Origin of the sequence: Alkalinema pantanalense CENA528, from assembly GCF_050753345.1 — a bacterium.
Classification (GTDB): Bacteria; Cyanobacteriota; Cyanobacteriia; order Leptolyngbyales; family Leptolyngbyaceae; genus Alkalinema; species Alkalinema pantanalense.
In genome coordinates, this window is record NZ_JBLZFX010000159.1 from 1 (window position 1) to 7,685 (window position 7,685).

Annotated in this window: 11 protein-coding genes; 3 read left to right on the plus strand and 8 right to left on the minus strand. The window is 48.5% G+C overall.

The annotated features are described in order from the left end of the window. The first annotated feature begins 133 nt into the window (after positions 1-133). Both ACN4EG_RS26515 and ACN4EG_RS26520 read left to right on the plus strand, forming a co-directional pair. Positions 134-385, plus strand: a complete 252-nt coding sequence (locus ACN4EG_RS26515) for an RpnC/YadD family protein (RefSeq protein WP_431633291.1) — start codon at positions 134-136, stop codon at positions 383-385. A 12-nt stretch (positions 386-397) separates the two neighbouring features. Continuing rightward, positions 398-775: an RpnC/YadD family protein gene (locus ACN4EG_RS26520; RefSeq protein WP_431633292.1), complete on the plus strand. Its 378-nt coding sequence runs from the start codon at positions 398-400 to the stop codon at positions 773-775. Positions 776-862: 87 nt separating this feature from the next. Here ACN4EG_RS26520 and ACN4EG_RS26525 read toward each other — a convergent pair whose 3' ends face one another. From ACN4EG_RS26525 to cysS, 5 genes are all read right to left on the minus strand, one after another. Then, positions 863-1,030, minus strand: a complete 168-nt coding sequence (locus ACN4EG_RS26525) for a metallothionein (RefSeq protein ID WP_431633293.1) — start codon at positions 1,028-1,030, stop codon at positions 863-865. Positions 1,031-1,302: 272 nt separating this feature from the next. Continuing rightward, a complete protein-coding gene (locus ACN4EG_RS26530; protein ID WP_431633294.1) occupies positions 1,303-1,581 on the minus strand; it encodes a DUF2396 family protein in 279 nt (92 codons plus the stop codon). Further along, positions 1,578-2,651, minus strand: a complete 1,074-nt coding sequence (locus ACN4EG_RS26535) for a WD40 repeat domain-containing protein (RefSeq protein WP_431633295.1) — start codon at positions 2,649-2,651, stop codon at positions 1,578-1,580. The genes ACN4EG_RS26530 and ACN4EG_RS26535 overlap by 4 nt, the downstream gene beginning before the upstream one ends. A 32-nt stretch (positions 2,652-2,683) precedes the next feature. After that, positions 2,684-3,064, minus strand: coding sequence for a hypothetical protein (locus tag ACN4EG_RS26540; RefSeq protein WP_431633296.1), 381 nt, complete (start codon positions 3,062-3,064; stop codon positions 2,684-2,686). A gap of 6 nt (positions 3,065-3,070) precedes the next feature. Then, complete coding sequence (cysS, locus tag ACN4EG_RS26545) at positions 3,071-4,579, minus strand: cysteine--tRNA ligase (RefSeq protein ID WP_431633297.1); 1,509 nt, start codon at positions 4,577-4,579, stop codon at positions 3,071-3,073. Between the two features lie 83 nt (positions 4,580-4,662). Between cysS and ACN4EG_RS26550 the strand changes: the two genes are divergently transcribed. Further along, complete coding sequence (locus ACN4EG_RS26550) at positions 4,663-5,607, plus strand: ribulose bisphosphate carboxylase small subunit (protein ID WP_431633298.1); 945 nt, start codon at positions 4,663-4,665, stop codon at positions 5,605-5,607. A 158-nt stretch (positions 5,608-5,765) separates the two neighbouring features. Here ACN4EG_RS26550 and ACN4EG_RS26555 read toward each other — a convergent pair whose 3' ends face one another. Genes ACN4EG_RS26555 through ACN4EG_RS26565 form a run of 3 tightly spaced genes read right to left on the minus strand, consistent with a single transcriptional unit; the run spans position 5,766 to position 7,509 of the window. Beyond that, positions 5,766-6,131: a VOC family protein gene (locus ACN4EG_RS26555; protein ID WP_431633299.1), complete on the minus strand. Its 366-nt coding sequence runs from the start codon at positions 6,129-6,131 to the stop codon at positions 5,766-5,768. A gap of 53 nt (positions 6,132-6,184) precedes the next feature. Further along, positions 6,185-6,544 (minus strand): phosphoribosyl-AMP cyclohydrolase, encoded by a 360-nt coding sequence (gene hisI, locus ACN4EG_RS26560; RefSeq protein WP_431633300.1) that lies wholly within the window; start codon positions 6,542-6,544, stop codon positions 6,185-6,187. A gap of 5 nt (positions 6,545-6,549) precedes the next feature. Beyond that, a complete protein-coding gene (locus ACN4EG_RS26565; protein ID WP_431633301.1) occupies positions 6,550-7,509 on the minus strand; it encodes a CobW family GTP-binding protein in 960 nt (319 codons plus the stop codon). Positions 7,510-7,685 lie beyond the last annotated feature (176 nt).

A 7,685-nucleotide genomic window follows, 5' to 3' on the forward strand; every position in this document is an offset into this window, starting at 1 on the left:
TTGACTGACCCGGTTAGATGGATGATAATGAGTTCGATTAACTAAAGCATTTGTCAGATCAATCTCTTTTGATCTATGAGATGGCTGAGCTCACGTTACACTTAGAGCTTAACTTTCATTAGATCTTGTCCAAATGCTTGGGTCCACCGCTATCCTGCATGTGGAATGGCAAACCGACCCGACCCAAGTCATGCCGATGCGCCTTGCCGACTATCGCCTGCGCATCCACCGCAAAGCGCCTGATAAAACCATCCATCAAGTCGTCATCTACCTACGCAAAATCGATTCTCCCCTCGTGCAGCAAAATTACTTCGAGATTGCAGGGATGTACGCCGAGTACAACGTGATTCGGATTTGGGAAGTGCCCGCCGCAGAACTGATGTAGGCACCTGGTCTATTGCCCTTTGCCGCCCTCGGCCAGACCGACAACCCCGAACGCACCCTGCGCGATGCAGTACGAGCGATGAAGCAGGTTGAGAACCCAGAGCAGCAGCATGAATTACTGGGTGCAGCCTACTTCCTGGGTGGGTTAGTATTAGAACGAGAGTTGATTGGTCAAATCATTCGGAGGGATGTTATGCGCGAATCCGTCACCTATCAAGCTGTATTAGAAGAAGGCCGTGAAGAAGGCAGACAAGCAGGCCGAGAGGAAGGTCGTCAGGAAGGTCGCGAGGAAGGTTGCCGATCGCTGGTCATCAGCCTATTACGGGAAGGCGCAGACATTGATCTGATTGTCCGGGCAACGAGCTGGTCGATGACCTATGGTCGGTCGTAGACCATCGAGCAAATTCAGCAATTACAGCAGGACAGTTCTCGCTAGCAAGAGTCAGTGGTCAGCCATTCGGGGAGCGTTTAGCGACACTTAGGAATGACAACCGCAGCCCGTATGACCGCAGCCTGCCCCTTCCTTATGTCCATTTGCACAAGCCTCACCACAATAGGCTTTGCCATCTTTCATCACAGCATCACTCAGATTCACAATGCAAAGGCAATTTGGGCAAGCACATTTCATTTGAGTCACTGTAGTCATAGGAGTTCTCCAAGACAACTGCCCTCATCTTAATACCTGAATTACTGTTCAGGTATTGCACTACCAGAAATCTTTACAACTGGAGAAATTGCTCTATATTGCTCTATATTGTGTGTTTTTCGATGACAATTTTATGAACAAAGACTAAATTGGGTGGCTAAGTACTGGAAGAAAAACCATGAGCTTGGCGTTGCATAATAGGACTATGAAAAGAGGGTAAAACCAATGCAATGTCCTGAATACCGAGTGTTTTTTTCTTTCCCCAAAGCTCATCAAGTCGCTCTATCAGACCGGATCTGATTATTTCTTAAACAGCAAACAACCCCTCCATCAGCTCCGCAAAAAAGTCGCACATCACCTAACTCATGTGTATTTGGATTTGCTTCAAAGGCACCATGCTGAGGACAAATATAGGTATCTGTCAGGAACAACGCTGGAATTGTTCGGTGACACTGAGGGCAGTCAATTTCTGAACCGAAGAGAGGATAAGCCCCAAGAATTTGAGCCATATCAAATGCCCGATTAAATATCGTGAAACAACGGTTACTCATCTATCGCTACCCGTAGACCAAACAAACAATTCGCCTCGTTGTCCGCCTGCGGCTAAATGGTGTCCCATCGGGTGCCATGCCAGACAGGAAAAGCCTGCTTCCGCTCCTTCCAGGACTTGGACTGCTTCTAATGCTGCCTGCCACAGAATAATCCACCCATCTTCGGACAGTGAGGCAAGCCATCCTGTTTTGGGTTGAAATGCCACGTCCAGAACCGTATCACTGTGCAGGTTTAACACCCAACTATCCCACCCCTCCGGGGATTGCATCCACATCGTCACCAGTTCACGAGTGGCAGCCGCTAAAATCGGTGGCAGGTCAGCCAATGGTGGTAAATCTGCCCATGCCAACTGGCGAATTTTTCCAGGAAAGCCGCGCATGAGCGTAGGCAGGTCATTTTCGTCGGTTGGCTCACGTTGGAGGTGTTGTGCTGTTGACCAGTTCAGCACTCCAATACTATGGTCATGAATTGCACAAGCCAGCAGAGAACCATCGGGTGACCAGGCGATCGCACTGGCGGGCGAAGTCAACTCCCACTGGTAGCGAGGTGCACTCCAGTCCTGTCTATTCCAAAGGTAGATGTTGCTTTTGATGGCGATCGCCAAATGTTTCCCATCAGGGGACCAACGAACATCCTGCGGATTCGCAATTCCCGCCAGACTGGTCACCGCTTCAGCCCGATCCGCATCCCAAATCTGTACAGTTTTTCCTTGATTAAATGCCAGATAATGACAGGTCGGATGCCAGACCAGGCGATCGACCCAGGAACCACATTCGAGCGTGTCCGCAATTTCGGGCACATCCCCTTCCATCTGCCACAGCGTAATGGTGCCATCCTGTCCACCTGTCGCTAACCATTTGCCATCGAATGAAAAGGCTAAGGCATCGATAGATTGACCGGTGGGCTGACATAACGACAGACTCACAAAATTTTTTAACAAGCGCACTTCCCCCGATCCAGAGGCAACCGCTACGGTATTGCCCATCGGTGACCAGGCGATCGCCGTCACATAATCGGACAAAGTTTCTTTCGCGCTTAACTCCAGAATGGATTTTAGGGTTACACTCATCGCCTCTTTCGTATTTTTTAGTTTACATTTCTCTATTGATTCAGTTGAAACTTAATTTCGCGAATCATCACCTCAATCCACGTTAATGTTCCTGAAAAACCTTGCAGCTTAATCGAAAGAGCGAGAATTATCAAAGGCATTGAGACGTAGTAAACGAGCCCCCAACGAATCATTTTGCCAATCGGCTGACAGCGACGACGACGATAAAATACCAGAATCATCAGTGCAAGTGGAGCGATTGTATGAATCACTAAGCTGATCGGCATCGCGATAACAAGTGCAGCCAGCCCTCCCCACATGATCTGATTGCGAACCAGTACATAAATCCCTAGCACAAGCCAACTGAGCGGGCCAACCCAAACTAAAACTTTGCCCCATTGGTGATTCCATTGCTCAATGCTTGGGTGTGTCATAGCGACTTACCGATGCCAGCGCGTTTTTCCATCCGGCTGATCCGTGATGGTGATACCAGCGGATTTTAACTCATTGCGGATGCGATCGCTTTCGGCATAGCGTTTTTCCTGCCGTGCCTGCTGCCGTTGTTGCAGCAGAGATTCAATCCAACCGATATCAATGTCTGGCTCAGGGATGGAGGCTGGCTGAACGTCTAAACCCAAGATCTGCGCCAGGTGAGCGAGGGTTTGCAAATGCTGTTGTAACTGCATATCGGTTAGCTCTGACGACCCTTGATAGCTGCGTAAATTGAACTCCCGCTTCAGTGCCTTGGCGAGTTCAAACAGCACCGCCAGTCCTGCTGCCGTATTCAAATCATCGTCCATTACCGTTTGAAAACGATTGATCGATTCAACGTCCATTGATGAGGCGTCAAGGGGAGTAGGGAGTAGGGAGTAGGGAGTAGAACTATCCCATTCCCCATTTCCCACGCTCCACTTCCCATTCTCATACTCGTAACTGAACAAAAGCGCCTCTTTCAGCGTTTGCCAGCCATTCTCAGCGGCAATAATGGCATCTTTTGTAAAATCCAATGGCTTACGGTAATGGGCTTGCAGCACAAATAGCCGTATTGCCATTGGGTCAACGGGTTGGGGATAGTCTGACCACTTGCCATCCAGCAACGCTTGAATGGTGGTGAAATTGCCCAGAGATTTGGACATCTTCTCACCATTCACCGTCACCATGCCATTGTGTACCCAGTAGTTTGCCAACGGCTGACCCGTCAACACTTCTGATTGAGCGATTTCATTTTCATGGTGCGGAAACACCAGATCGCCTCCACCTCCGTGAATATCGATCGCTTCTCCCAAGCGTGCCCGAATCATGGCAGAACATTCAATATGCCATCCCGGTCGCCCTTGTCCCCAGGGAGATTCCCAGGCAGGCTCACCTGGCTTTGCCGCTTTCCACAGCGCAAAATCAAACGGATATTGTTTTTTGAACTCTGGATCGTTGGGATCAACTCGTCCACCTGCCCCAGCTTGCATCTGCTCTAACTGCCGTCCCGAAAGTTTGCCGTACTCTGCAAATTGCCGCACGTTGTAATAGACATCGCCATCGACTGCATAGGCATAGCCTTTCTCGACCAGTGCTTGAACCAGATCATGAATCGCTGGAATATGCTCTGTCACACGGGGATACTCATCGGCATCCAGAATATTGAGCCGTCGAATATCTCGAAAATAAGCAGCAATGTAGCGATCGCTCACTGCCTGCATGGTTGATCCTTCTGCCTGGGCGCGATTGAGAATCTTGTCGTCAATATCGGTGAAGTTCTGCACATAGCGCACCGAGTAGCCACGCCATTGCAAATATCGTCGCATCACATCCCACACCATATAGGAACGAGCATGGCCCAGGTGGCAATCGTCATATACCGTCACCCCACAGCAATACATCGTCACCTGACCCGGATGGATGGGTGTGAACAGCTCTTTGCGGCGTGTCAGGGTGTTGTAGAGGGTGAGGCTCATAATGGAAAACTGCTGCCAGTTCAGAGTGCGGACAAGACCTGTTTCCAGGTATTATTTAGAACGATAATCATTCTCATATTAGCATGGACATCCACACTATCCCCGCCCCACCAACTCCCTGGTCGCAGCAACTCGTTGAACCGACGATCGATCCCAGTGTTTACATCCACCCATTAACCAATGTGATTGGGGATGTCCGTATTGGCACACAGGTGCATATTGCACCAGGGGTCTCGATTCGCGCCGATGAGGGAATGCCGTTTTACATCGGAGCCAATGTCAACATTCAGGATGGGGCAGTCGTTCACGGGTTAGAGCAGGGGCGCGTCACTGGCGATGATGGCAACCCTTACTCGGTGTGGATTAGTGACAATGCCTCAATCACTCATATGGCGTTGATTCACGGTCCTGCCTATGTGGGCAAGGGGTGTTTTATTGGGTTCCGTTCCACTGTGTTTAATGCCCGTGTCGGGGATGGCTGTATTGTCATGTCCCATGCATTGATTGAGAATGTAGAGATTCCAGCGGGTAGGTATGTGGCATCTGGCTCGGTGATCATCCATCAGCAACAAGCTGATCGCTTACCCAATGTCCAGGAAGCCGATTCAACGTTTGCCCGTCATGTCGTCAGCATCAATCAGAAACTGCGTCAGGGCTATCTTTGCGCTGAAGATCAGGTCTGTATTGCCACCATTCGCAATGAACCGAACGGACACCCAACCGTTCAGCCTGCTTCTGGCAACGGACATCGTCCATCCTTACCTCTAGATGCTCAAGCGATCGCCTGGATTCGAGAGGTGTTGAGCCAGAAATTTTATATTGGTGTGGAACAGGCGGATACGCGACGGTTTCGGGCGAATTCCTGGTCAGATTGTGGCGTGATTAAAGTAACGCAGGAAGAGAAGGCGATCGCCGCCCTAGAAACATGCCTGACCGAACACAGAGATCACCATATTCGCTTGTTTAGCATTAATCCTACAACCCGGCAGCGGGGGGGTGAGTTCGTTATTCAGCATCCGTTGAGATAGCCTGATAAGTGGTGCCCCCAAAGTCAGACAGGCGAATCGCCACAGTTGTCATGTCATGTTAAATTTTGAATTTTAGATAGGTTTTGGAAACGATTTGTGGGTAGGGGGTTCGCAGAACGATCAACCAAATCCTTAACCTAAATTGGGATCAGATATAGTCAGATATTCTGGCCGATTCGCCACAGCACACCGGATGGGTCATGGATTACAAAGTCCCGCATCTTCCAGGGGCGATCGCCCGGTGGAATAACTTTCACTCCGTACTTTTCCGCGATTCTGGAATGCTGCACGATTTGCCACCAGGCTTCTACATCTTCAACCAGCAGGTGCATCATCAGGTTTTCTGCCAGATCTTTGACATAGAAATTTTGCAGCAAAAAGCTTGTATCACCATGATGGAAATAGGCGAGTTCATAGTCGTTCCAGGCCATTTGAAACCCTAGATCTTGATAAAAAGATTTAGCGCGATCAAAATCTTGCGCTGGAATGAATGCTTTGATCTCGACCGTCTTTAAATTACTCATCACTATTGGTTTGAATCGGATAGGGGCAGACAACCAGCAAAATCATCCTAATTTTAGTTCGCAAGAATAATTTTGGGCAAACTGACTGGATTAAAAAAACAGCTTCTGGCTCCAGTATGGCAGGCAACATTGCCGACCTGCTCAATTTTCAATAAAAGCGTATCGGCATCACAGTCATAATAAAATTCTTTGACGTTTTGAATATGACCAGAAGTCGCGCCCTTATGCCACAGTTCACCACGAGAGCGGCTCCAGTAGTGTGCCTCTCCAGTTTCTAGTGTTCGCTGAATCGCTTCACGGTTCATCCAGGCCATCATCAAGACGGTATTATCCAGATAATCTTGGGCGATCGCTGGAATCAGTCCGTTTTTGTTAAATTTTAGTTGTTCTAGCCAAAGTAAATCTTGATTCATTACTATCACCGAGTTAAACAATTATTCAACATTTGAATGAGGAAGAGCGAATCTAACTTGCGGCCAATTAACACCAGTTGATTTTTAGGGGCGGTCGTCCACTCGTGATCATCGATCGTAAACCGCTTACCACTGAGTTGAAATAAATGGCGCTTGGAGCTTTCAGAAAACCAAAGAACACCTTTTGCTCGAAACACGGTATCGGGAAGTTGGTAGTCGAGGAACTGTTGAAATTTTTTGATGGCGAGGGGGCGATCGCTTTGAAACGATACGGACATAAATCCATCATTATTAAGATGCTTGGAACGGGGTGTGGGTACTGCCAGAGTTTGAGTAGAAGAACCTGACTCCGCAAGGTTGATATCTAAAATTAGGGACAAGGGTACTTTGCCATATTGGGAACGCAAAATTCTGGCCCCTGTTTTAATCGAACCAATATGCCCTTCCAACTCATCCACGTCAGCTTCAGGCAGTAAATCAGTTTTATTAAATAAGATCATGTCACTATAGGTAATCTGACTCATGGCAGCATCACTAAAATAGTGTTCGGGAGTAAACGTAGAAACATCAACCACTGTCAGAATCGCATCAATTTGAGTATAGTCTCGCAGGTCAGTGCCTAAAAACGTGAGGGCGATCGGCAGGGGATCTGCAACTCCTGTTGTTTCTACAATTAAATACTCAATCCGATCGCGCCGTTCCAGCACCCGATAAACTGCATCCGCTAAGTTGTCATTAATCGTGCAGCAGATACAGCCATTTGTCAGTTCAATCATGTCCTTATCAACGGCAATTAAGAACTGACTGTCGATGTTAATGTCACCAAATTCATTCACTAAAACAGCCACTTTATAGGCTTCAAAGTTTTGCAGAATGTAGTTTAACAGCGTTGTTTTACCACTTCCTAAAAAGCCAGTGATGATGGTTACAGGGAGTTTGGTGTCGGTGGTCAAGAGATCAGGCATGGAGGGTGGGAAAGGGCGTGGGGAGTGGGGAGTGGGGAGTAGGGAGTGGGGAGTAGGGGCAGGGTAAGCGCATCTCAAACGCTATTGACAACTAGGGGTGGAGTCTTTACCCGAGTCGGGCAACGCAGCGGCTAAGACTTGGAGCATAAACGTGTCATCCATTGCGGCTCGCTTCG

Coding starts and splice junctions, on each gene's coding strand:
- hisI (WP_431633300.1), bottom strand. CDS start 6,544: ATGAATCAAGATTTACTTTGGCTAGAACAACTAAAATTTAACAAAAAC.
- ACN4EG_RS26555 (WP_431633299.1), bottom strand. CDS start 6,131: ATGAGTAATTTAAAGACGGTCGAGATCAAAGCATTCATTCCAGCGCAA.
- ACN4EG_RS26530 (WP_431633294.1), bottom strand. CDS start 1,581: ATGAGTAACCGTTGTTTCACGATATTTAATCGGGCATTTGATATGGCT.
- ACN4EG_RS26540 (WP_431633296.1), bottom strand. CDS start 3,064: ATGACACACCCAAGCATTGAGCAATGGAATCACCAATGGGGCAAAGTT.
- ACN4EG_RS26535 (WP_431633295.1), bottom strand. CDS start 2,651: ATGAGTGTAACCCTAAAATCCATTCTGGAGTTAAGCGCGAAAGAAACT.
- ACN4EG_RS26565 (WP_431633301.1), bottom strand. CDS start 7,509: ATGCCTGATCTCTTGACCACCGACACCAAACTCCCTGTAACCATCATC.
- cysS (WP_431633297.1), bottom strand. CDS start 4,579: ATGAGCCTCACCCTCTACAACACCCTGACACGCCGCAAAGAGCTGTTC.
- ACN4EG_RS26550 (WP_431633298.1), top strand. CDS start 4,663: ATGGACATCCACACTATCCCCGCCCCACCAACTCCCTGGTCGCAGCAA.
- ACN4EG_RS26525 (WP_431633293.1), bottom strand. CDS start 1,030: ATGACTACAGTGACTCAAATGAAATGTGCTTGCCCAAATTGCCTTTGC.
- ACN4EG_RS26515 (WP_431633291.1), top strand. CDS start 134: ATGCTTGGGTCCACCGCTATCCTGCATGTGGAATGGCAAACCGACCCG.